This window comes from Thermostichus sp. MS-CIW-30, from assembly GCF_054058015.1.
This window is the reverse complement of record NZ_JBSRZW010000012.1, coordinates 41,201-63,464: the sequence shown is the minus strand read 5'-3', so window position 1 is coordinate 63,464 and position 22,264 is coordinate 41,201. Positions and strand designations below refer to the sequence as shown.

At 58.7% G+C, this 22,264-nt stretch carries 19 protein-coding genes; 11 read left to right on the top strand and 8 right to left on the bottom strand.

Translation table 11 applies throughout. The annotated features are described in order from the left end of the window. Positions 1-111: 111 nt before the first annotated feature. A complete protein-coding gene (locus tag ACVWXW_RS07240; RefSeq protein WP_457403374.1) occupies positions 112-1,749 on the bottom strand; it encodes an acetolactate synthase large subunit in 1,638 nt (545 codons plus the stop codon). A 178-nt stretch (positions 1,750-1,927) separates the two neighbouring features. Here ACVWXW_RS07240 and ACVWXW_RS07235 point away from each other — a divergent pair, with 178 nt between their 5' ends. The 6 genes from ACVWXW_RS07235 (at position 1,928) to ACVWXW_RS07210 (ending at position 8,345) form a co-directional block, all read left to right on the top strand. Further along, complete coding sequence (locus ACVWXW_RS07235) at positions 1,928-2,980, top strand: dipeptide epimerase (protein ID WP_457403361.1); 1,053 nt, start codon at positions 1,928-1,930, stop codon at positions 2,978-2,980. Then, positions 2,980-4,041, top strand: coding sequence for a DUF1611 domain-containing protein (locus tag ACVWXW_RS07230; RefSeq protein WP_457403360.1), 1,062 nt, complete (start codon positions 2,980-2,982; stop codon positions 4,039-4,041). The genes ACVWXW_RS07235 and ACVWXW_RS07230 overlap by 1 nt, the downstream gene beginning before the upstream one ends. Before the next feature lie 564 nt (positions 4,042-4,605). Further along, a complete protein-coding gene (locus ACVWXW_RS07225) occupies positions 4,606-4,767 on the top strand; it encodes a hypothetical protein (protein WP_414352050.1) in 162 nt (53 codons plus the stop codon). A 139-nt stretch (positions 4,768-4,906) separates the two neighbouring features. After that, positions 4,907-5,494: a DUF2062 domain-containing protein gene (locus tag ACVWXW_RS07220; RefSeq protein ID WP_457403359.1), complete on the top strand. Its 588-nt coding sequence runs from the start codon at positions 4,907-4,909 to the stop codon at positions 5,492-5,494. Positions 5,495-5,677: 183 nt separating this feature from the next. After that, positions 5,678-6,466 (top strand): type I methionyl aminopeptidase, encoded by a 789-nt coding sequence (map, locus tag ACVWXW_RS07215; RefSeq protein WP_457403373.1) that lies wholly within the window; start codon positions 5,678-5,680, stop codon positions 6,464-6,466. 7 nt (positions 6,467-6,473) lie between these two features. Next, positions 6,474-8,345, top strand: a complete 1,872-nt coding sequence (locus tag ACVWXW_RS07210; RefSeq protein WP_457403357.1) for a chloride channel protein — start codon at positions 6,474-6,476, stop codon at positions 8,343-8,345. Between the two features lie 16 nt (positions 8,346-8,361). On the opposite strand, the gene ACVWXW_RS07205 is transcribed toward ACVWXW_RS07210, so the two are convergent. From ACVWXW_RS07205 to ACVWXW_RS07190, 4 genes are all read right to left on the bottom strand, one after another. After that, on the bottom strand, positions 8,362-9,015 hold the full coding sequence (locus tag ACVWXW_RS07205; RefSeq protein ID WP_457403355.1) for an endonuclease III domain-containing protein: 654 nt from the start codon (positions 9,013-9,015) through the stop codon (positions 8,362-8,364). Between the two features lie 105 nt (positions 9,016-9,120). After that, on the bottom strand, positions 9,121-10,224 hold the full coding sequence (murG, locus tag ACVWXW_RS07200) for an undecaprenyldiphospho-muramoylpentapeptide beta-N-acetylglucosaminyltransferase (protein WP_457403354.1): 1,104 nt from the start codon (positions 10,222-10,224) through the stop codon (positions 9,121-9,123). A gap of 41 nt (positions 10,225-10,265) precedes the next feature. Beyond that, positions 10,266-11,255, bottom strand: coding sequence for a photosynthesis system II assembly factor Ycf48 (locus ACVWXW_RS07195; protein ID WP_414342336.1), 990 nt, complete (start codon positions 11,253-11,255; stop codon positions 10,266-10,268). An 8-nt stretch (positions 11,256-11,263) separates the two neighbouring features. Next, a complete protein-coding gene (locus ACVWXW_RS07190; RefSeq protein ID WP_049749648.1) occupies positions 11,264-11,569 on the bottom strand; it encodes a rubredoxin in 306 nt (101 codons plus the stop codon). Positions 11,570-11,892: 323 nt separating this feature from the next. On the opposite strand from ACVWXW_RS07190, the gene ACVWXW_RS07185 reads away from it, so the two are divergent. Then, entirely contained in the window at positions 11,893-12,303 is a 411-nt protein-coding gene (locus ACVWXW_RS07185; RefSeq protein ID WP_011433736.1) for an FHA domain-containing protein, read from the top strand. A 226-nt stretch (positions 12,304-12,529) separates the two neighbouring features. Next, a complete protein-coding gene (gene tpiA, locus ACVWXW_RS07180) occupies positions 12,530-13,282 on the top strand; it encodes a triose-phosphate isomerase (protein WP_457403352.1) in 753 nt (250 codons plus the stop codon). Positions 13,283-13,286: 4 nt separating this feature from the next. Here the strand turns inward: tpiA and treY are convergent, their stop codons facing one another. Then, positions 13,287-16,088 (bottom strand): malto-oligosyltrehalose synthase, encoded by a 2,802-nt coding sequence (treY, locus tag ACVWXW_RS07175; protein WP_457403351.1) that lies wholly within the window; start codon positions 16,086-16,088, stop codon positions 13,287-13,289. Between the two features lie 175 nt (positions 16,089-16,263). On the opposite strand from treY, the gene ACVWXW_RS07170 reads away from it, so the two are divergent. The 3 genes from ACVWXW_RS07170 (at position 16,264) to ACVWXW_RS07160 (ending at position 19,265) form a co-directional block, all read left to right on the top strand. Then, positions 16,264-16,974: a hypothetical protein gene (locus ACVWXW_RS07170; protein ID WP_457403350.1), complete on the top strand. Its 711-nt coding sequence runs from the start codon at positions 16,264-16,266 to the stop codon at positions 16,972-16,974. Positions 16,975-17,216: 242 nt separating this feature from the next. After that, a complete protein-coding gene (locus ACVWXW_RS07165) occupies positions 17,217-18,086 on the top strand; it encodes a M48 family metallopeptidase (protein ID WP_011433741.1) in 870 nt (289 codons plus the stop codon). Between the two features lie 240 nt (positions 18,087-18,326). Continuing rightward, positions 18,327-19,265, top strand: a complete 939-nt coding sequence (locus ACVWXW_RS07160) for a carbohydrate kinase family protein (protein ID WP_457403349.1) — start codon at positions 18,327-18,329, stop codon at positions 19,263-19,265. On the opposite strand, the gene ACVWXW_RS07155 is transcribed toward ACVWXW_RS07160, so the two are convergent. Further along, positions 19,259-20,983, bottom strand: a complete 1,725-nt coding sequence (locus ACVWXW_RS07155; RefSeq protein ID WP_011433743.1) for an ABC transporter ATP-binding protein — start codon at positions 20,981-20,983, stop codon at positions 19,259-19,261. The genes ACVWXW_RS07160 and ACVWXW_RS07155 overlap by 7 nt on opposite strands. A 27-nt stretch (positions 20,984-21,010) precedes the next feature. Continuing rightward, a complete protein-coding gene (locus ACVWXW_RS07150) occupies positions 21,011-22,204 on the bottom strand; it encodes an RNA-guided endonuclease InsQ/TnpB family protein (RefSeq protein WP_457403348.1) in 1,194 nt (397 codons plus the stop codon). Positions 22,205-22,264 lie beyond the last annotated feature (60 nt).

Genomic DNA, 22,264 nt, shown 5'->3' with positions numbered 1-22,264 from the left:
CTAAGGGTCAACGGTAAAGATACATAAGTCTGGACTTCCCAGAGGCCGCCAATCCTGAGCTTACTATGCCCCAACTCGGCTCAAATCTCGCATTCCTATCCACCTCACCCCCTAAGTCTCGCAGACCAGCGCTTGCGACCGCTGGGTCAAGTAAAGATTTTCGCCGTAATCGACAGGGCAGTCGATGAGGGTGGGCACCGGCTGCTCGAGGGCCTGCTTCAGGATGGGGATCAGCTCGGCAGCCTTTTCGACGCGGTAGCCCTTGAGGCCCATGCTCTCCGCCAGCTTAACGAAGTCTGGATTGCCGAACTTGACGAAAGCAGCCTCGCCATACTGGTTGTGTTGCTTCCACTCGATCAGCCCATAGCCGCCATCGTTGAAGATGAGGGTGACAAAGGGAGTGCCCACCCTGAGGGCAGTTTCCAGCTCTTGGCAGTTCATCATGAACCCTCCATCTCCGGTTACGGCCACGATGCGCCGGTCGGGATGCACCAATTTGGCGGCCAAGGCCCCCGGAATGGCGATGCCCATGGCGGCAAAGCCGTTGGAGATGAGACAGGTGTTGGGTTTGTCACAGTGGTAGAGGCGGGCCATCCACATCTTGTGGGCGCCGACATCGGAGATGACGATGTCTTCCGGTTGCAGGACTTGGCGCAGGTCGTAGATCAGCTTTTGGGGCTTGATCGGGTAGCTCTGATCCTGGGCATAGCAGGTGTACTCGCGGACGATGTTCTGCCGCAGGCTGAGGCCATAGGGATCCGGCTTGCCCGTGCGATCGCAGCGGCGCAGGATCTCCATCAGGGAGTCGGAAATGTCTCCCACCACCTCTACTTGCGGGATGTAGCTGCTGTCGATTTCAGCCGGCAGGGCAGCGATGTGAACGATGGGGATGGTGCCGTCGGGGTTCCATTTCTTGGGAGAGTACTCGATGAGGTCGTAGCCGACGGCGATCAACAGATCGGTGCGGTCGAAACCACAACTGACCAGATCCCGCTGCTGTAGGCCAACGGCCCACAAGGACAAGGGGTGGGTGTAGGGGATCACTCCTTTGCCCATGAAGGTGTTGACCACGGGGATGTTCAAGCGGGTGGCAAATTCCGTGAGGGCGCTGCTGGCTTGGGCGCGAATGGCCCCATTGCCGGCCAAAATCAAGGGGTTGCGGGCGCGGGAGATCAGGGACGCCGCTTCGTTCAGGCTTTGATAGGAGGCGTAGGTTTTGTCCAGGCGATCTCTCCTCAAGGGAGTGCCGCTGGCTTCCATGGCGGCGATGTTTTCCGGCAAGTCGATGTGGACGGCCCCGGGCTTCTCGGTTTGGGCCAATTTGAAAGCCTTGCGCACGATCTCCGGGGTGATGCTGGGGCGCACGATCTGGGCATTCCACTTGGTGACGGGGGCAAACATGGCCACCAAATCCAGGTATTGATGGGATTCGATGTGCATGCGGTCGGTGCCCACTTGGCCGGTGATGGCCACTAGGGGTGCTCCATCCAGGTTGGCATCGGCAACTCCGGTCATCAGGTTGGTGGCGCCCGGCCCCAAGGTGGAGAGACACACCCCCGCTCTGCCCGTCAGCCGGCCATAGACATCGGCCATGAAGGCGGCCCCCTGTTCGTGGCGGGTGGTGATAAAGCGAATTGAGGAGCGGCGCAGGGCTTGCAGGACTTCCAGGTTTTCTTCGCCAGGAACGCCGAAGATGTACTGCACCCCCTCATTTTCCAGGCAGCGAACCAGCAGTTCGGCGGTATTCATGGTGGCAAGGGTATGGAGAACGGTGGATCTGGATCCCACCATAGACGGCGGACGGGGCAAGGGATAACTTGTTTTCTGGGCTTGGGGACGGGGGCAGGCTGGGCTGGGAACCAAGCTAAGCTCAAAGGGGCGGCCCAGGCCCAATTGCCCCTCCAAGCTTCCTCTTCTGGAGATGCCCATGCGGCTCTACGTCGAACCTTTCACCGTTCACAAGCGCTACGCCTTGACCATCAGCCGAGGTACCCACAGCGATACAACCCTGGCTTGGGTGCGAATTGAGGAGGAGGGAGTTGAAGGGTGGGGAGAGGCTTGCCCTTTTTCGGTGAGCGACGATTGCCAGCAGTCTCTGGACGACATCCTGATGGGCTTGGACGTGGCCAAAGGGATCCTGCGCCGCCATTCCCCCTGGGAGCGACAGCCAATCGAGGCAGAACTGCTGCGGGCCGGGATCCCTTCGGCAGCGCGGGCAGCGGTGGATATGGCCCTGCACGATTGGATGGGCAAACGGCTGGGGAGGCCCCTGTGGCAGTTGTGGGGGCTGGATCGCTCCCGCATTCCGCCCACGACGATGACGATCGGCATCTCCACCCCGCAGGCGGCCCGCCAGCGCGCCTTGGCCTGGATGGAACAGACCCAAGCGCGGGCCTTTAAGATCAAGCTGGGCAGCGGCTCAGGACTGATGGCGGATCAGAACATGCTGATTGCTGTACAAGAGGTGATCCCGCTGGGATCCCTGATTACAGTGGATGCCAACGGCGCTTGGACGGTGGAGCAAACCCTGAGCATGAGCAACTGGCTGGCGGGGCAAGGGGTGAGCTACCTGGAGCAGCCTTTGGAGAGGGGGCAGGAAGCGAAGCTGATCACCCTCTGGCACGAGTCGAAGCTGCCCATTTTTGTGGATGAGAGCTGTATGGACAGCCGCGATATCCCCCCTCTGGTGGATCGCGTCCACGGGATCAACATTAAGCTGATGAAATGCGGAGGCCTCAGCGAAGCCTGGCGCATGATCCACACCGCCAAAGCCCACGGCCTACAGGTGATGTTGGGCTGCTACAGCAACACAGCCCTGGGGAATACAGCGGCAGCCCACTTGGCTCCCCTGGTGGATTACCTGGACTTGGATAGCCACCTCAACCTCACCGACGATCCCTTCGCCGGGGCCATCCTGCAGGACGGCTGCCTGCTCCCCACCGACCGACCGGGCTTGGGGGTAGAGCTGCGGGAGGAATAATGGGAAGGCCGGAATCCCTGTCCAGCGAAAGTCGCGTGGCCATCCTGCTCCACGGGGGATTGCTGGGGGAGCATGGGAAAACGGGGCTGGGGCTGCTGCGCTACGGCTCCTTCCCGGTGGTGGCGGTGATCGACCGGGAGCAGGCGGGGGGATCCCTGGCCCATCTGACCGGAATTGCCAAAGACATTCCCATCGTGGCCTCGGTGGAGGAGGCGCTGGCCCACCGGCCTGAAGTTCTGGTGATTGGGATTGCCCCTTCAGGGGGGCAGTTGCCGCCAGCCTGGCGGGAGGAGTTGGGCCTGGCCCTGCGAGCTGGCCTATCTCTGGTGAATGGGCTGCACACGCCTTTGGCCGAGGATCCCCAGTTTCGGCAGTGGTTGCAGCCGGGGGCCTGGATCTGGGATATTCGCCGCGAGCCCCCCAACCTGTCGGTGGGGAAAGCCCTGGCCCGCACCTTGCCCTGTAAACGGGTGTTGACGGTGGGCACCGACATGAGCGTGGGCAAAATGTCCACCAGCCTAGAGCTGCACCGGGCCAGCCTGAGACGGGGCCTGCGCTCCCGCTTTTTGGCCACCGGGCAAACTGGGATCCTGATCGGCGGCGAGGGGATCCCTTTGGATGCGGTGCGAGTGGACTATGCCAGTGGGGCGGTGGAGCAACTGATCTTACGCTATGGCTCTGACCACGACATTCTGCACCTGGAAGGTCAGGGATCCCTGCTCAACCCCGCCTCTACGGCCACCTTGCCTCTGTTGCGTGGATCCCAGCCCACCCACCTTATCCTGGTACACCGCGCCGGCCAGACCCACATCAAGGGGATAGACTACGTGCCCATCCCGCCCTTACCCAAGGTGATTGAGCTGTATGAACAGGTGGCGGCAGCTGCCGGGGCTTTTGCCCCCGCGCCCGTGGTGGGGGTTGCCCTCAATACCTTCGGCTGGGAGGAAGAAGCAGCCCTAGAGCAGATCCGCCGGGTGGAAGCCGAGACCGGACGGCCCTGTACGGATGTGGTGCGTTTTGGGGCGGATCCCTTGTTGGAGGCAATTCTGGCGGCAGGATAACTCAGTTTGCAGACAGCGGATCCACTCCCATTGTCCATCTGGGAAAAACTCATCATCTTCAACAGGTGAGCGATTCAGATGGTTCCCGGTGCCGTTGTCTTCTCTGAGATGCGATCTCTTCAGCCAGGTATTCTCGATCCAAGTCGCTCCCATTAGCCGGGGGCCAGGAACTGGGCTTGCTCCGTGTTCAGAGAAGAGCATGACTCTAGTCAATAATAAGCTCAACTATACTGAAAATAATGTATAATATGTTCAGTACGGATTACTACCAGTTGATCTTTCTGTTTACTTTCGAGTCTGCCAACATGGTAGCCAAAGCAAAGCAGAAAATTGGTAGTAAGACGACACGGAAACTGCGCTTTGGGTATTCTACTCAAAGCTTTGCGGGATACCGCCATTCTGTTTGGAAACAAACAGAATGCTATCGCTGCATAGTTGAACAGTGATGTTCAGCAGTGTTCAGCGTAAATGTATCAGGCCTTCAATCTTCGGAAAGTAAGCCGATGGGTACACCTGCACAGCCAAGATGGGATCCTAGATTCACAGTCTTCCCCAGAACTCCAGATGACAACTCCCCCCGAAAAGCCTGATCCCAAAATGAAATCGGGATCCCTGCCCTCTGCCCTGCGATCCGGGCTGAACATTGCCCTGTTCCTATTCTTGGTGGTGCTGGTTTCCTACTTGGGTCTTAACTTCGTGCTGGCCTTGGTGGACAAGCTCAGGTGACCACTCCGTAAACCGATCCCCCGGCGTCACCCCGTTGCTGCCGGCCCAGATTTGCCGATAGCCCTTTGTCGCCAAGGGCAGGAAAGATACACTGGATTTACAGGACTTAACACCTTCTCTCAGTTGCCCCCTTGCCACCATGAGCCCCCTCTTTTGGTTGAGGCTGCCCTCTTTCTCCTGGCCTTCGCCGGGATCCCTTAAGCTTTATTCCAGATCCTACTCTGGATCTCAACCAGGGCCGACCCTAGCCCGCCGGGATCCTTCCTGGAAGCGTTGGCTGCGCTATCTTTATCTGCGCCTGTTGCGGCTGCAATCGTCGCCAAAAGAAATTGCCCGTGGCTTGGCGGTAGGGGTTTTTGCCGGCTGTTTCCCCATCTTCGGCTTTCAAACGTTGGCCGCTCTGGTGTTGGCTGTTCCGTTTCGGGGCAACAAGCTGGCGGCGGTGGCAGGGACCTGGGTGAGTAACCCCTTCACCTATGTGCCCATCTATGCATTCAACTACCAGGTGGGAGAATGGCTACTGGGATCCCGAACTGTCCTTCCCACCACAGAGCTGGTGGCGGCCACCTGGCAAAACTGGATGCAGTGGGGCTTGGAGATGTCGGGCACGCTGTTTGTCGGCTGTGCGTTTGTCGGTTTTTGGGGATCCCTCGTCAGCTATTTTCTGGGGCTGTGGTTGGTGCAGCGGATTCGTCGGCGGCAGAAAATGGCCGGCAGGGGTCTGTGAATGGGCGCAAGGCGATTCAGAATCCCAACTGAGAACCCAATCCTGGACAGTCTGCAGGTGCAGAGATCCATCCGTTTTCACAGAGCTTTTCACAGATAAGGTCTCATGATGGAAGACATGCGAGCGTTGTTGACAGACCTCAGCCGTCGCTCCCAGCGATGGGGGGAGCAGTTGGGATCCGCTTTGCAGACGCTCACGCAAGCCCCTCAGCCCATTGTGTTGCTCTCTTCGCGGGAACTGGAGAAAATGCGGCGGGCTTGTCGCCTGGCGGCAGATCTGCTCAAGCACTTGGAGCCGATGGTGCAGCCAGGGGTCACCACCCAAGAGCTCAACGACGAGGCCGAGCGATGGACGCGGGCGCATGGGGCCAGAAGCGCCCCTTTGGGCTACCATGGCTTTCCCAAGTCCATCTGCACCAGCGTCAACCACGTGGTTTGCCACGGCATTCCCAGCCCCAAGCAGATCCTGCGAGAAGGCGACATCATCAACATCGATGTCACCCCGGTTTTGGATGGCTACCATGGCGATACGTCCAAAACCTTCTTTGTCGGACAGCCTTCTGAGCGGGCGCGGCGCCTGGTGGAGGTGACCGAAGAATGTCTGCGGCGGGGCATTGCTGCCGTCAAGCCGGGGGGGAGAGTCGGCGACATTGGCGCTGCCATTCAAGAATACGCCGAGGCCCAGGGCTACAGCGTGGTGCGCGATTTTGTCGGGCATGGGGTGGGACGGCAATTCCACACGGCCCCCCAGATCCCCCACTACGGCGAACGGGGAAAAGGGGAGAAACTCCGCCCCGGCATGGTGTTCACCATCGAGCCGATGATCAACGAGGGCACCTGGGAGGTGAAGGTGCTCTCCGACGGGTGGACGGCGGTCACTTTGGATGGCAAGCTCTCGGCGCAATTTGAACATACGGTCGCCGTTACCGAAACCGGTGTAGAGATCTTGACCCTGCCTTCCCAAAGCCCCTGAGCCGATCATGAACAGCGCCCCCGCTCTCCGCCTGCGCCTCTCCTCCGAGAACCTGCTGCTGCTGCTGGCGGCGGCAGTGGGGTTGGGCACGGGGCTGTTGGTGGTTGGATTTCGCTACTTGATTGGCTGGTGGCGCTATCTGCTGCAGGACACCCTCGTCGATGGCCTCGGCAGGGCTGTAGAACACTATGGCCTGTGGCTGCTGGGATCCTGGCCGCTGGCTTTGGCGCCGGTGTTGGGGGGCCTGCTGATCGGCGCTTTGGGGGCAGTTGTGCCCTTTCCCAACTTGAGCCTCTCCGGCTTGGTGAGTCCTGCTCGTCCTTTGGCACTTCAGCCCTGGTGGATCCCGCTCAAGCTCTTGGCGGCTGCCATCTCGTTGGGTGCGGGAGCTTCCCTTGGCCCTGAGGCTCCCAGTGTGGAAAGTGGCGCTTTGCTGGGATCCCTGCTGGGGCAAAACCTACGCCTCTCGCGGGAGCGGGTGCAACTGTTGATGGCTGCGGGAGCAGCGGCTGGCCTGGCGGCAGGGTTTAACGCGCCCATTGCCGGGGTGTTTTTGGCGCTGGAGCTGGCTTTGGCCCGCACCTTCACCACTTCTGCTGTCAGTGTGGTGGTGTTGGCGGCGGTGGTCTCCGCCTTGATCGCCCAGGTGGGGTTGGGGGCACAACCCGCTTTTCTTTTGCCCACCATCACCCAGCCGGCTTTTGTCTTGCCGGACTACGAGATCCACAGCTTGCTGGAGGTACCTCTGTATCTCGGCTTGGGCTTTTTGGCCAGCCTGGTTTCTATGGCCTTCAGCTACACCCTGGAGTGGGGCAAGCACCTGTTCAACAGTGGCCCCCTGGCGGCTTGGCCGGCTTGGAGCAAGCCCATTTTGGGGGGCGGGATCCTGGGCTGCGCGGGCTTGGGGATCCCATTGGCGTTGGGGGTGGGCTATGAAACCATTGAGTCGATTCTGCAGGCCGTTCCCTTTTCTCTTGGCCATCTGGGCCTGCTCCTATTGGGCAAGCTGTTGCTGAGCGCTTTGAGCCTGGGCAGCGGCTTTGTGGGGGGAACCTTTGCCCCGGCTTTGTTCATGGGGGCAGTGCTGGGGGCAGGCTACGGTCAGGTGCTATCTCAAGCTTTGCCCTTGATTGCCTTGTCTCCCCCTGCTGCCTACGCCATGGTGGGCATGGCGGCGGTGTTGGCGGCCAGCGTGCGGGCTCCGCTAACGGCCATCTTGCTGCTGTTTGAGATGACGCGGGACTATCACATTGCGCTGCCGGTGATGGCGGCAGTGGGTTTGAGCATCTGGCTGACGGAGCAGTTGCATTCGCCGGCCATCTACCCTTCCGCCCGTCGCTATCGCCACGCAACGCTTGACGGAGTCCTTGGGCAGGAGCCTAGAGAGCTGACGGTGCAAGAGGTGATGGTGCCCCCATCTCTTTTGCTTCGGCAAGACACACCGCTGCGAGAAGCTCTGGAGAGTTTGCTGCAGCAAAAGTGCCATAGCGCGTTGGTGGTGGACGGACAGGAGCGGCTGCGGGGCATTCTCACCCTGGAAGATCTGGAGCGGGCCTTGGCCCATAAGGAGGCGGCGGAGTTGGCGGAGCTAACCGTACAGGAGGTCAGCCAATCTCCGGTTCTCACCACCTTCCCCGATGAGGCGGTAGCGGTGGCAGCCGAGCCGATGTACGAATACGATTTGCGCCAATTGCCAGTGGTCTCGCGGGAAGACCCGGAGCAGATCGTCGGCCTGTTGGATCGAGAGCGGGTGCTGCTCTCCCAAGAGATTCAATCGGTGCGGCAAGCCCTGGAGTTGGAAGTTCCCCCAGCAGAGAGAGACGCCGGCAGGAACGGACAAGAGGGGATCCCAGATGCTTCTACTGCGCCCGCAGAATAGAGCCCTGCTGTCGGGATCAACGCTGCCGCCCAGAGGGGCAGGTGGGACGCAGCGGGCAGCGGCCACATTCGGGCATACGGGCCTTGCAAATGCGCTTGCCCAGCCGGACAAAGTTGACGTGCAGGGAATAGGCTTTGCCTCTGGGGATCTGAGGGGAAAGCTGAGCAAAAGTGTCGTCGGGATGTTTGGCCCGCACCAAGCCCAGACGGTTGGCCACTCGATGCACGTGGGTATCCACCGGGCAGAGATCCCGACCCAGGCCGAACAACAACACACAGGTGGCGGTCTTCAGCCCCACCCCTTTTAACGAGAGCAGAAAGTCGAGGGCGCCGGCGTCGTCTAGCTCTCTTAGAAAGTCCAGACTCAGGGATCCCTGTCGTTCTTGAATGGCGGCCAGGATCTCCTGAATGCGGGCTGCCTTGAGGTGGGCTAAGCCGCCGGAGCGGATCACCTGGGCCAGATCTGCCGGGTCGGCGGCCAAGACCGCTTCCCAAGAGGGAAAGGTGGCTTTGAGGGCGCGGAAGGCACGGCTGCTGTTGGTGTCAGTGGTGTTCTGGGAAAGGATCGTGCCCACCAACTCGTCCAGGAGATCCGGGCGGGGGGAAAGGCCATCGGGAGCCCGCTGGGGGATCCCGAAGCACTGCTCTAGCCGCATCAACAGCGATTCCATCCTGTCAGCGGGCGGGAGTTCCGCCAGCAGGGTTGGGGACTCCGCCGCTTTGGCGGGCACAGGCGGGCGTTGGGAAAGGCTGTCCAATCTTGGCTGTACCACGGCTTAACGGGCAGAACTCTGGCGGATCTCCTGCAACAGGCGGGCAAGAACCTTGCTGGCATTGGGAGGAGCTGCGGCCTGCAAGCGAGCGGCCATTTGGGCAACCACCTGCGGCTGGGCCAACCAGGTCAACACCGTTTGCCGCAGCAAGTCCAGATTCTCTTCGGATTCTCGCATGACCACCCCCCCACCGCGCCCCACAAAGGCCAGAGCATTCTGATACTGATGATCCTCAGCGGCAAAGGGATAGGGGATCAAAATGGCTGGGGTGGCGGTGGTCAGCAACTCCGCCAGGCTCATGGCCCCGGCGCGGCTAATGGCAAAGTTGGCCCGCTGCAACAAGGCAGCTACATCTCGACGGAAAGGAAAGGGCCGGTAGCGGGGATGGCTGGGGATCCTGGCTTCCGGATCTTGAGCTTCGCTGCCGCCGGTCAAATGCACAATCCAGGCCCCCGCCTCCAACCAAGCTGGGGCACAGGTGGCCACCATGCGGTTGAGGCCCCGCGCCCCTTGGCTGCCCCCCATGACCACAATGAGGGGATCCCCGTCGGGAATGGGGAGGTCGGCAGGGAAAGGCTGGGGCGTGTAGAACTCGGCCCGCACTGGCGTACCCACCACTTGGGCAGCCACCCCTGGCAAATGCTCTGCCGTCTCCGCCATGCCCAGCGCCACCACCTGACAAAATCTCCCCAGCCAACGGGTCACTTTGCCCGGGATCCGATTGGACTCGTGCAGCAACACCGGTACCCCCAGCGAGCGGGCGGCCAAAATGGCCGGAGCGGCAATGTACCCACCGGTGGTCAGGACAATATCAAACCGTCCCGACATAAGGAGTCGGCGCACTTGCAGGGTGGCGCGGGCCAGTTGGGCCAAGGCCTGCAGCCTATGGAGAGGGGATCCCTGCCAGCCCGACATGACGACCCGGTGCAAGGGATACCGCTCCCGCACCAGCTTCCCTTCCATGCGATCCGGCACCCCCAGCCATTCAATCTGCCAGTCGGGCAACTGCTCGGCAACGGCCAAGGCCGGAAAAATGTGGCCACCAGTGCCACTGGCAGCAACCAGCAGCCGCGGGCGTGAAGCTGGATCCTTGGCGCGTATATCCACCCGTGTGCCGATTAGGGATCCCTAAGATCTGATCTAGATCTTCAGGAGTTGTTGGAGCTGACATAGCGCAAGAGGGTGCCCCGCTGCCCCAGAATAAACCCTTGCTCGGGGCCGAAAAACTCAATGCTGTAGAAGTTGGCGGGGATGTTGCTGAGTTTCTTGGCCTGTTCCCAGGTTTTGCCACCATCAGGGCTGTGGATCAGGGTAGCGCCACCCCCCACCACCCACAGGTCGTGGTCGTTCTGGTAGGCGGCATTGAGGTAGCCAAAGCTGAGGGCCCGCCCTGGACGCAGCGGTGACGACCACTGGCCGGAGGTGAAGTCATCGGTAAAGGCGATCTCCGCCCCTTGGTTCAATTTCCAAGCGCTGCCGTGGGGGCCAAAGCCCATGTTTTGAATGCGGCGGGAGCTTTCCCGCGGGTAGGGCTTCCAGGTGCGACTTTCAGGAGTGTACAGAAAGTAGAAGCTGCCCCGCGACGACACCGCCAGATATTCGCCTTCAGGGCCGCGGGCAATGTTTTTGATGGCCCCAATCGGCTCATCCACTTGGGCATGCCAGGTCTGACCGCCATCTTCGGTGCGGTAGATGGCCCCCACATTGGTCACCATTTCGGCGGCGCCAGGGCCCAGAGCCTGGATCAAGAGCGGCTCCCCTGGCAGTTGGTTGTTGAGGCGGATGGAAGTCCAGTCGGATCCCTCGTTCAGGGTGTGGAGGAGGATCTTCGGCTGCCCGGCCACCCAGCCTTCTGCCCCAGCAAAGCTAATGGAGGCCAGGTAGGCTTCCGGCTCCAGACCCGGCAGCTCCCGCACCTGCCAGTGCAAGCCCCCATCGCGGGATTCCAGCAGCGTTGCTTTGTCTCCCACCAACCAGCCATGGGAAGGGGTGGTGCCGGTGAAGGCAATGTCCAGCAGAATGTTCTGGGTGGGCACTTCCACCTGCTCCCAGGGCACCACCCGCATGTTGGGCATCCGCGCCGCCATTAGCAGCACCGAGACAGCAATCAGCAGCACCAGCCTCAGGGGTTTGAACATCTTGACCCTCACTCGACGAAATAAAAACTCATCAAAAATAAAAATCCCAGCGCCAGTCCCAAAAAGATCAGCAGGTTCTTTTGGGCAGGGGTCATCACGTTCACCCCCAGGCCGTAGCGCAAGTTCTCTTGAAAACCGGAAGGCTTGCCCTTGGCGCCCACTGCTTGGAACGAGCGCTTACCGGCTCGGCACACCGGACATTTCCAATCGGCTGGCAATTCCTCAAACGGTACGCCCGCCGGGATCCGATTGAGCTGATCCCCCTTAGCCGGTTCGTAAACATAGCCACAAGAACGACATTCGTAACGCTGCATCCGCAGGGGATCGCTGAGCTGCGCATCGGTTTCATCTTCCGGCAACTCAATGAGCTTCGGTGTCTGGGGAGAACGGGGTTGAGCACCGGGATCCGGTTGCGAGCCATTCATGGTCAGGGATCCATCTGCATCGTCGATCCTATTATGAGAGGAATTGTTACAAAAATCTACTCAGACCCTTTCTTGTTGCTCAGGGGGATCCCGCACCAGCCTGGGATGCCGACCTGAAGAGACTTATCCGGTGGACACAGGGATCCACCTGGGGGATCCTATGTTATGTTTTGGCTATCCTGCCCTCAGTGTTGTGCAAGCGGGTGCCTTTCATGACCACGCCCCCTCGCCGACCAGCCCTCAATCACGTGCTCATCGTCAAGGATCGTCATGGGCCAAAAGCCTACTGGTTGACGGCTGAGCTCTACTCCTTAGGCCGGGATCCACGCAACAGCATTCGCATCGACTCCCAGTACGCCTCTCGCTACCACGCCATTTTGGTTAAGACAGAGTCTCCCTCTTCTCCCGATGGGTTTACCTACCAAATCATTGACGGAGACATTCAGGGCACCCCCAGCACCAACGGCCTTTACGTGGGCGGGCAACGGGTGGAATTTCGGGATCTGGAGGACGGGGACGAAATTCAGTTTGGCAACGATGCCACCGCTACCTACTCGCTGCAGAACAAAGATCTGGATGAAATTCTGGCTACCTTTGAAAACACCCAGATCGTTGAGCTCTGAGAGGCTGCTTTCCCTGTTGAGTTTTGGCCTGTGGGGGATCCCCCTGTCCCCACGTGGGTTGAGGGGTTAACCGGCGCTTGGAGAGGGGATCCCGTCGCCGTATTTTCGGGATCGCTTGCTGGTAAACTGTGTCATACGAAAAAACAAAGCTGGGATCCCTGCTGTTTTATTGGGCTTTCTGCTTGCGGGATCCCTTCCTTCTGTTGTCTCTAAGGGAGGATCCATCTTGCGCCCCATCCTCATTGCCGGCAACTGGAAAATGCACAAGACTCAGGCTGAGGCTCGCGAGTTTCTGCGAGAGTTGGGCCTGGCTTTACGGTCATCGCCGTCAGGGTCAGCATCCCAGCGGCAGATCATCCTATGTGTGCCCTTTACAGACCTGGCGGTGGTGGCAGAGCAAAGCCGCGGATCCGACATAGCCGTGGGAGCACAAAACCTACATTGGGAGGATCAGGGAGCTTTTACCGGGGAAATTTCCGGCCCCATGCTGGCGGAATTGGGGGTGCGCTACGTCATCGTCGGCCACAGCGAACGGCGGCAGTACTTCGGCGAGACGGACGAAACCGTTAATTGGCGTTTGGCAGCTGCCCAGCGGCACGGGCTCACCCCCATCCTTTGTGTGGGAGAAAGCCAGCAGCAGCGGGAGCAAGGCTTGACTGAGTCTTGGATTGTGGGGCAGTTGGATCGCGCCTTGCAAGGGATCGATCTGGAGAACTTGGTGATTGCCTATGAGCCCATTTGGGCCATCGGCACCGGCCAGACTTGTGCAGCCCAAGAGGCCAACCGGGTCATCGGCTTGATCCGGCAACACTTGGGCAATGCCCAACTGCCCATTTTGTATGGCGGCTCGGTGAAGGCCGGCAACATCGATGAGCTGATGGCCCAGCCTGAGATTGACGGCGTATTGGTGGGAGGGGCCAGCCTAGACCCCCAAGAGTTTGCCCGCATCGTCCATTTTCAGGCCCTAGCCCCCGCCTAGGCCGCTAGCGGGATTGTCCCCACAGCAGGGCTACCGGGAAGGATTTTAAGACAACGCCCACCGGCAAGGTTTCGCCGGCAGGGATCCTTTCCTGGGTTAGCCCGTTCACCCAGTCCAGCCGCTTCCAGCGCGGCAGATGAATTTCGGTATCTGCCCAAACGGATTCTCCCAGAGGATCTTGGGTTTCGTCGATCAACTTTGTCAGGAAACGCGGCACCGCCGTGAGCAATACCTGCTTGCCGTGCTGACGGGCAAAAGCCACAATGTGGGCGGCATGGGATCCGCTGATTTGCAGAGGAATGTAGCTGCCCTCGAGAAACAATTGGGGCTGTTCCTGGCGGGCCTTGAGCACATGATGAATCAGAAACAGCTTAATGCGTCCGTCGCTGCGGTGTAGTAGCAAATCCGCAATGAGTTGGAGAGGATCCTGTTTAACCCGCCGTTGAATTTCTTCCAAATAGGCGAGGCGACGGGAAAAATCCACAGGCCGACGATTGTCGGGATCCACCATGCTCAAATCCCACAGTTCCGTGCCTTGGTAAATATCCGGGATCCCAGGGCTGGTGAGCTTGATCAGCGTCTGCGAGAGGGAATTAAAAATGCCAAAGTGGGCAACTTTCCGTTGGAAAGGCAAAAAGGACTCCAAAAAGGGGTTAGGACCTTGAAGGATCCGTTCGATAAAGGCGGTAGTGGCTTCTTCGTACTCGGTATCGGGGCGAAGCCAAGCGGTGTGAACTTTAGCTTCCCGCACTGCTTTGATGGCATAGTCTTTGACCCGCTGTACGAACTGGGGTACCTCTTCCGGTTGGAAGGGATAAGAGCCGAGCAATGTCTGGTAGAGCAAATACTCGTCATTGCGATCCGGCAGTTCTGAGCGCTTGGCTTGTTTGCTGCGGACTTTGTAGCCGAGGTTCAGTTCATGCCAAAGGTTGATGTGCTTTTCCCACTCGGCGGGGATTTCAGAAAGCACATTCAGCCGGGCCCGCACATCTTCGCCACGCTTGGTGTCGTGGGTGGCAGAAGCATTCATGGACAGAGGCCACCGAGCTGCCCGCTCTTGATTAAAGCGGTGAAACTCTTGCACCGAAAGGCCAAAGCGACAGGGATCCCCGCCGACTTCATTGAGAGATAAAAGGCGGTTGTACACATAAAAAGCAGTATCTTCTACCCCTTTGGCCATGAGAGGGCCGGCCAACTGCTGCAAGCGCATGGCAAAATGGATCTGCTCATTTTTCTCCTGGTCTGATAAATTGTCCAGAGACTCCAAGCAGAGAAAGCGCTGAATAAAATTCAGCTCATTCACCAAAACGGGCAGGTTCTCCTTGGCCTTCTCCACAGCTTGACGAACCACCTGTTGACCTTCTGGACTGAGGATCCCTTCGTGGATATAGACGCGGTAGACCGGAAAGCACACCAAAACTTCTACCAAAGCTCGACGTAAACTGTAGAGGGTAAAGTCATTGGCATAGCGATGGTGGCTGGTGATCTGTTTGAGCAAAAAAGCAAGGTTATCCATATCTCCTGACAGGTTGCGCTCGATGATCAGGCGTTTTTTATCTTCGATAACCTGCTCTGGGGAATGCCGTAGATTTGTGAAATTTTGATAGAGAGAGTCAAAAGCCTCCGCATTTTCTTCTTGACAAAAGATGCCGTTGAGCTTAGCCAAAAAATCGTAACCCGTTGTGCCCTGAACCGGCCAGCTTTGGGGCAGACTTTCATTGGCCTCTAGTATTTTCTCCACCACGATGTAAAGATTTGGGCAGCGTTCCCGCAGGCGATGGAGATACTCTTCGGGATTGAACAACCCATCGATATGATCGATGCGCAAACCACTAAAACGCCCCTGTTCTGCAAGCTTAAAGATAAGCTGATGGGTTTTGCGAAACACCTCGCGATCTTCCACCCGCAGTGAGATCAGCTCGTTAATGGTAAAGAAACGACGATAATTGATCTCCTCAGCACCCACCTTCCAGAAGGAAAGGCGAAAATTTTGCCGCGCCAGAAGACTATCCAGCAGGTCAAAGCTTGACGGATCCCCTGGCTTGCCGTTAAAAATGGCAATGTTCTCGTCAAAAAAGCTCTGGATAGGTTGGCTAGACGTGTAGAGTTCCCACAAAGAATGCTTGGCAAAGCTAATTTGATCGGTGCGCTCCAGGAGATCTTCCTTGCTAGGGATAAATTTCAGGCTGAAGAGGATCCCGAGCAACTTGACGTAGTCGGGATGGCTGCGTCCCAATTTTCGCCGCAGCTTGCTCAGGTTGTAGGTAAAAACATCGGCATAGGTGTCAATATTGAGGGGGAACCTCAAGTTGTAGTAGTTAATACTTAGGCCATCGGCATCATAACGAAGCTGGATTTGACCCGACTCCAAACATTTGTCGTAGAAATCTCCCAAGAAAGGGGCTAAGATTCTGCCTTTGATCCCCAGGTAAGAGTGATTCCAATTCACATCAAAGTAGTCAACAAAATCTGAGTTGGGGCCACTCTCCAGAACGTCCATAAGCATCTGGTTTTGGCCATCGTAGGCCATGTGATTGGGCACAATGTCCTGGATCCAGCCTATTCCCTGCTGATTGAGGGCTTCCCACAAGAGCTCAAACTTTTCGCTTCCCCCCAGTTCCTGGTTAATCTGCCTGGGATCCACCACGTCGTAGCCGTGGGTGCTGCCTTTGCGGGCTTGGAAGATGGGAGAGGCATACAAGTCACTGATGCCCAGCAACTTCAGGTAGGGAACAATCTGTCGTGCTGCGTCGAAGTCAAACCCAGCATGAAACTGAATGCGATAGGTGGAAGTCGGGATCCGCATGATGACCTTAGAACAATGACAAAGAAGCCGAGCTTGCCAACGGCATAGGGTCAAGAGAACAGATGTATCTAGGGTAGCGGCTAAGATCAAGGAGTCCTGCAGGGGAGAGGCGAGGTTAGTGAACTTGTCAAGGCCACAGAGGAGCGCTTCACCCCCGGTAAGGGGGCCGGCAAGGATGGCGAGGTGGGCAGGGATCCTGCTCGTGGGTGGGCTGATGGGGAGTTGGCGGAGTGAGGCAACCTGGGCAGAAAGCGAGTTTCGGGTGGGGAGTGAGCTGGTTTTGACCCTGCGCACCCCCGATGCCCCCGCTCGCCTCCGTCTGCTGAAGCAACGGTTGGAAGAGATTTTGCTACAGGCCAGCAGCCCTCAGGTGCAGGTCAGTCTGGATATCCCCAGTCCCAATCCCTCGACGACCGGCAGCGGGGATCCCCCAGCTCAAGCCGCTCGGATTCTTTTGAACCAGCAACTGCTGTTGGAGGTAACTCCAGCCGATGCAGAGGCTCATGCTGCTCCCCAACCGGCAGATCTGGCAAGGATCTGGGCGGATCGCCTGCAAACGGTGTTCAACCAGGAATCCAGTCGGCAGCAACTGTTTTTGGGATTGGGGCTGCCCCCGCACTTGACCTGGCAAGGGCGACTCTATCGCCGCGCTGAGCGTGCTGCCGCCGATACTGGGCGCTTTGTTACCGATGGCACTCGCATTCAAGATTATGTGGTCTATTGGGAGATCCCCTCTGGAGAAAACCCGTTTGATTTTAGTAAACTACCCGACCCTGACTACTTCGCAGTACAGAGCGGGCTTTTAGTAGCCCTGCAGTTGGCAAGCCAACCACGAGCCTCTGGGGTGGTTTACAGCACCCCCAATCGACCGTTACCAGTGCCTTAAACAACCGTTTCTGGTGTCCGCAGTACAATTATAACCATGGAGGCGGACTTTCCTCTCGACACTGATCCTACCGGTACAGCACGGGGCTCCTGCGATTTCTAGCTGACAAGCCGACCCTGCCGGATCCGCCGCCGGAGCAGCTATTTTTGTTGAATCGCCACCGCCAGTTTGTGCCCTACGAGTTGTAACCGAAGTCCTTTCTCCCTCTGTTGTCTATTGTCTCCCTCTGTTGTCTATTGTCTATGTCGTCCATTCAACGAGAACCTCGCATTCTGTTGGGCCTGCGGGCCGACCAATTTCGTCATCCCGTGGATCTGCAAGCCACCCGCTCTCTGCAGCAAGTGCCGGGGCTGGGCCTGCTGATTCAAAATTGGCTTGGCTCAACGGCAGGACAGATATTTTATCTGGATAACATCGCTTCCAGCATCCAAATTAACGAGCATCAGTTGCCGGAAATTCATCAGCTTTTGGTGCAGGCCTGTCGCATCTTGGATCTGGAGGTGCCCCAGCTCTACGTGCGGCAGAACCCCACGCCCAATGCTTACACCTTTGCCATGCAGGGGAAAAAGCCCTTCATTGTCTTGCACAGCTCTCTGCTGGATCTGTTGGAGCCGCCGGAAATTCAGGCCGTGATCGCTCATGAGTTGGGCCACTTGAAGTGCAATCACGGGGTCTACTTGACGATGGCCAACATTCTCATGCTCTCCACCAGCTTGCTCCCCTTCGGGGGGTTGTTTTATCAGGCGTTGCAGGATCAACTGATGCACTGGCTGCGGTGTGCCGAGTTTACCTGTGACCGGGCGGCGCTGTTGGTAGCCCAAGATGCCAAGACGGTGATCTCGGTGTTGATGAAATTGTGTGGGGGATCCCCGCAATTGGCCTCCAAGCTGAACGTGGACGCCTTTTTGGAGCAGGCCCGCACTTATGATGAGCTGGACGGGGATCTGTGGCAGATGGAGCTGAAGCAGATGCAAACGGTGGGGCGCACCCATCCGCTGCCGGTGCTGCGGGCCAGAGAAATCGAGCGTTGGTTCCGCAGCAACACCTATCAGCAGATCCTGGAGCTCCAGGGATTGGGCTCCGCACCGCGGACGTCAACGGCTGCTTCGTAAACTACCTGACTCCGACCGCTAAAGCAGTACAGAGCGGGCTTTTAGTAGCCCTGCAGTTGGCAAGCCAACCACGAGCCTCTGGGGTGGTTTACAGCACCCCCAATCGACCGTTACCAGTGCCTTAAACAACCGTTTCTGGTGTCCGCAGTACAATTATAACCATGGAGGCGGACTTTCCTCTCGACACTGATCCTACCGGTACAGCACGGGGCTCCTGCGATTTCTAGCTGAGTGCTCAAGATGGATCCCTCTCATGTGCCCCTGGGTTTGCCGCTCATCTTGGGGGAGGTGCTTTTCGACTGCTTCCCCACAGAGATTGTGCTGGGCGGAGCAGCTTTGAATGTGGCTTGGAACCTCAAGGGGCTGGGATCCGATCCCCTCTTGCTCAGCCGTGTTGGCCAAGACGAGGCCGCCAGAGAGCTGCTGGGGGCCTTGCGACGGCAGGGGCTGCGCCTGGAGGGTCTGCAGCAGGATTCTGTTCACCCCACCGGCAAAGTTCAGGTAACCCTGGATGAGCAAGGGATCCCCACCTTCGCCATCTTGCCCGACCAAGCCTACGACTACATCCAGTTGGATATCGGGGCTCTGCAAGCTCTCCAGCCCAGCCTGCTCTACCGGGGCAGCTTGGCAGCCCGCCGGGAGGCAGCCCATCGCCACTTTCAAGAGGGGATCCCCGCTTTGGGCTGTCCCGTGTTTCTGGATCTCAACCTGCGGGATCCCTGGTGGCATCCAGACGCCATCCAGGAGATGCTGCGCACCTGCACTTGGCTGAAGCTGAACCAGGCAGAGCTGGAGCAAGTGGCCCAACTGGAAGGGATCCCTCCTGGAGACCTGCTGGAGCAAGGACAGATCCTCCAGGCTCATCTGAACCTGAAAGGTCTATTTCTGACCTTGGGAGCGGCAGGCGCGCTGCTGATCACCCCTACTCAGATCCATCGGGCCGACCCAGTGCCCGCGCCTCAGCTGGTGGATACAGTGGGGGCGGGAGATGCATTTAGCGCCGTGGCCATCCTGGGGCTGTTGCGGGGATGGCCGGAGGCGATTCTGGTGCAACGAGCCGTGCAATTTGCGGCGGCCATCTGCGGGATCCCGGGGGGAGCGCCTGCGGATCCGGAGTTTTACCGGCCCTTCTGGCAGGCATGGGAGATCCAGGAGATCCAGAGGCCAAGGGTTCAATGAAACTGGCGCAGGTGAAACTGGGCGTAGCGCCCCCCTTTGCCCAGCAATTCTCGGTGATTTCCCTGCTCCAGCAATTGCCCCTGCTCCAAGACGAAAATGCGGTGGGCGGTGCGTACCGTCGAGAGGCGGTGGGCAATCACAAAAACGGTGCAGCGTTGCATCAGCCGTTGCAGCGCTTCCTGCACCAACGCTTCTGACTCGTTGTCCAAAGCAGAGGTGGCCTCGTCCAGGATCAAGATCTTGGGGTTGAGCAACACGGCGCGGGCAATGGCCAGCCGTTGCCGTTGTCCACCGGAGAGGGTGACCCCCCGTTCTCCCACGCGGGTGGCGTAGCCATCGGGCAAGCTCTCGATAAAGGTGTCGATGTTGGCCACCTGGGCCGCCTGGCGTACCGCTTCCAGGTCAAAATGCTCTTGTCCGTAGGCGATGTTGCTGGCAATGGTTCCCGAAAACAGGGTGATCTCCTGCGGCACAATACCGATCTGCCGGCGCAGGCTCTTGAGGGTGACGGTGCGGATGTCGATGCCGTCGATGCGGATGCAGCCCTGCTGGGGATCGTAAAAGCGGGGAATCAGGCTCACCAGGGTGGATTTGCCGGCGCCGGAGGATCCCACCAGGGCCACAATCTCGCCGGGAGACACCTGAAAGCTGATCTGTTTGAGCACCGGCTGATCCGGTTTGTAGGCAAAGGAAACTTGGTCGAACTCCACCCAACCCTGAATGGGAGGCATGGGGCGGGCCCCGGGCAGCTCCCGGATTTGGGAGCGGGTGTTTAGCAGCTCGAAAATCCGCTCCACCGAAGCCTCACCCTGTTTCAGCTCGCTGTAGTTGTTGGTGATGTGAACAATAGGGTCGATCAACATCGCAACACCGGCGATAAAGCCGAGAAACTGGCTGCCGGTCAGGTTGCCCTGGCTAATTTGCCAGCCGCCCACCCAAAACACCCCCAACACGCTCATGGCGTACAGAAAACCCACCACCGGGTCTTGAATGGCTTTCACCTGTTCGGTCTGAAACCGGGCCAGGCGGTTGCTTTCGGCAATGGCACTGAAGCGGCGAATTTCGTAGTCCTCAGCCGCAAAGGCGCGAGTGAGGCTGATGCCGGCAAACACCTCTGTCAAGAGGGCGGCCAAATCCGACATCTTCTCTTGGTTGAGGCGGGAGCGAAACAAAAGGCGATCCCCAAACCAACTGATCAAGGCTCCCATCAGGGGGGCGATCAGCAAGGTGGTCAAGGTGAGAATGCCGTTGAGATAGAACAGGTAGGCCACCACCGCCAAGATGGTGAGCACGCTGGGGATGAAGCGATGGAAAAATCGTTGCACCACCTCTCCCACCCGATCCAGATCCCCCGTAAGGCGATAGACCAGATCGCCGGTGCGGCTGCCGGAAAAATAGTCCACATCCAGTGCCTGCAGGTGGGCATAAATCTGTTGGCGCAATTCCAAAACCATTTGCAAGGAGGCCCTCGCCATCAGGGTGTCTTGGCCATACTGAAAAGCGCCGCGCACCAAGAAAAACACCACCCCAATCAAGGCCAGCATCCGCAATTGCCCCAGATCCCCGGCACCAATGGAGCGTGCCACCCACTCGATCAAGTAGGCGAGGGCGGGCATGGTTAGCACAAAGCCAAGGGTGCAGGTCAGCCCCAGCAACAACATCCACAGATGGGGCCGAATGAAGGGAATGAGACGGCGATAGCTACGACCCGGATGCACAAATCACAAACCAGAAGGGCCTGTAAACTACCCGACCCTGACTGCTTCGCAGTACAGGGCGGGCTTTCGGTAGCCCTGCAGTTGGCAAGCCAACCACGAACCTCTAGGCTGGTTTACAGCAGCCCCCAAAAGCGCAATCACATTCGCACCATTCAAATCCGCATCTCCTTCCCATCCACAGTGCCCACACTTGAACGACTTGCCACTGCGGTAGGACTTGCCCTGCTCAGGGTGGATGTGTAAGCACCGGTGACAGGTCTGCGACGTGTAAGCAGGCGGCACAGGAATCAGAGAAACCCCTGCAGCCCTCGCCTTGTATTCCAGAAATTGACGTAGTTGGTAGAACGCCCAACTGTTGGCCCTGCGCCGCTCGGCTTTGCTGCGCGGCTGTTGATTGACTCTTTTCCGGATCCCTGTCAGGTCTTCCAGGGCAATAGCGCTGTTTGTGGTCTTTGCCCTAGAGACAATAGCTTTGGAGATGCGATGATTGACCCACGCCTGAAAGCGCCTCTCCTTGCCAGACAGCCGTTGCAGCAGTTGACGGCATCTGCGCCGCGAACTGCGTGTGCCCTTACTGGCTTTGCGTTGGAGTGCCGCCCTCAATCGAGAGTAGTGGTCTCGGACTCGGTTCAACTGCTGTCCATTCCAGTTATCACCCTCTGACGTATGGGCAATATCTGTCCTTCCCAAGTCCACCCCCAGCACTCTACCCGTGCGTTGCGGTGGGGATGGCTCCGTTTCCACACAGATTTGAATAGAGTAGGAGCCGTCTTTACGCTTGACCAGAGTGGCAGATTTGGGATTGGAGCCCGCCAGCCGTTCTCTCTGGTAGCGGCCAATCGCCAGCTCAAAGCGCTCCCGACCCTCCACCGTGGTCAGCGACACCGTCCAGTCTTTCTCGCGGAACGAAAAGATACGAGCGTCGTAGGTAGCGAAGCCACCCTTGAACGCTTTGACGGGGCGGTTTTTCTGTTGGGCAACTTTACGGGCGCCGGCCAGCCGCCTGCAGACCTGCTGAGCCAAGTTACTGGACAAGCCAAACCGGGCTCGAATCTCGTAGTAGCAAAGGGATTGCAGCTTGACCGCGTTGACGATCTTCTCCGGCGTGTTCTGGTTGACCCAATTCAAGGCTTGGCCAAAAGCCTCCAAAGTCGCGTCCAATTTGGCGGCTTGCGACTGGGACGCCTTGAGCTTGCAGGATACGGTCAGGACTTGGGTCATGGTTCTATCATAACTTCCGCATTCCTCCCGACACTGACCCTACGGGTACAGTGCGGGGCT